Origin of the sequence: Paraliobacillus salinarum (assembly GCF_014083865.1) — a bacterium.
GTDB classification, from domain to species: domain Bacteria; phylum Bacillota; class Bacilli; order Bacillales; family Amphibacillaceae; genus Paraliobacillus; species Paraliobacillus salinarum.
This window is the reverse complement of sequence record NZ_JACEFA010000027.1, coordinates 1-1,557: the sequence shown is the minus strand read 5'-3', so window position 1 is coordinate 1,557 and position 1,557 is coordinate 1. Positions and strand designations below refer to the sequence as shown.

General features: G+C 36.2%; 1 protein-coding gene. It reads left to right on the top strand.

Annotated elements, in window-relative coordinates:
• The first annotated feature begins 91 nt into the window (after positions 1-91).
• Positions 92-1,441: an IS4 family transposase gene (locus tag HP569_RS14235; protein ID WP_182201811.1), complete on the top strand. Its 1,350-nt coding sequence runs from the start codon at positions 92-94 to the stop codon at positions 1,439-1,441.
• Positions 1,442-1,557: the final 116 nt, after the last annotated feature.

The window sequence follows — 1,557 nt, the reverse complement described above, 5'->3', positions numbered from 1 at the left end:
CATAGCCGTCAAGTTAAGCAAAATGGTTTAAATCCTAAAGAATTATTCGTTATTCTTGAATTAAATCAAGATAATTCGGAGGGGTTTTTTCATGGCTAAGTACAATGATTTTCATTTATTTGCAAAAAGTCTGATGGATGTTTTATCTGTTTCTGAGATCAGAAAGACGGCTCGAAAAACTGCGTTCGTTCAACGATTGAAAAAAGTAATGCCTGAACATTTCTTGAGTATATCTGCCTTTTTGCATAAAAAGGTTGGATCTGAAGGGTTAGAGCAGCTTTGCGCTTCCCTTTCTCGGGAATCAGAAACATCCATATCCAAACAAGCTTTACATCAACGACTAAATAAAAAAGGTAGTACCTTTTTGAAAGAAATATTTCAGCAATTAGCGAAAAAACAACAGATGTTATCTTTACCTACTTCATCGATATACCCTTTTTCTCGTATACGTATTTTAGATAGTACGTCCTTTCAAATGAAGAAACCGAATGCGAGTTATTGGGATGGAGTGAAAATACAATTAGAGTACGAACTGTATCAAGGAAGATTTATGCATACATTATGTTATGGGCCAAGAGAAAGTGACCATGAAGCAGCTTATGATTTAGAAAATACGATTGAGGTTGACGACCTTATCCTGCGTGATCTTGGTTATTTCTCAAGCGATCACTTTAAAAAAATAGATCAAGCAGGAGCCTACTATATTACGCGTACACCTGCCAATATGACGTATTGGACATGGAATGATAGGAAGCAAAAAGTACAAATAAAGCCTGAAGAGGATGGAATGCTTTTACATCCAGGAGAAGCCAAGGACTATGGATTTATTCAATTAGGAGCGAAAGGAAAAAATACATTCCAAGCACGCGTCGTTGTCCAACGATTGACAAGAGAGCAACAAAAACAAAGGGATGCCCAATTAAAAGAAAGAAGACGGAAAGGGGGGCATACCCAATCCGCCAGCAAAAAGAATCATATCCAAATTCTTGCCACCAATATAACACAAGAAAAAATGGATATGCAAACCTTGTACCCTATCTATTCTTTGCGTTGGCAAGTGGAAATTTTGTTTAAAACATGGAAATCTTTATTTGAAATGGAGAATGCGCAAACGATGAATACCGATCGTTTTTATTGCCATCTGTACGGAACGCTTATTCACATTCTCCTCTCCACGATGATCGCTTTTCAATGTCGTTATTATCTATACGAAAAACATCGCATAGAGGGCAGTGAATATAAATGCATCCATCATGCGAAAAATGCTATTGTGGAAAACAAAGGATATTCACTATATTGGTCACTTTCTTTGAAAACACTGATAGAAAATATTTATCAAAACATCTACCGATACGGACACAAGGAACACCGCTGGAAGCACCAAAGTCCTTTTGATATTTTGAAGATAGCCTATGACGTACATTTCGGCGCTAAGCAATAAGTAAGAAAATGTAAGAAAGGCTAATAACAAACCATATAAGGATACCTATTTAACTGGAAAATAATGTTTTATATGATAATCTTGACTTTCAATGTTTGCTTAACTTGACGGCTATG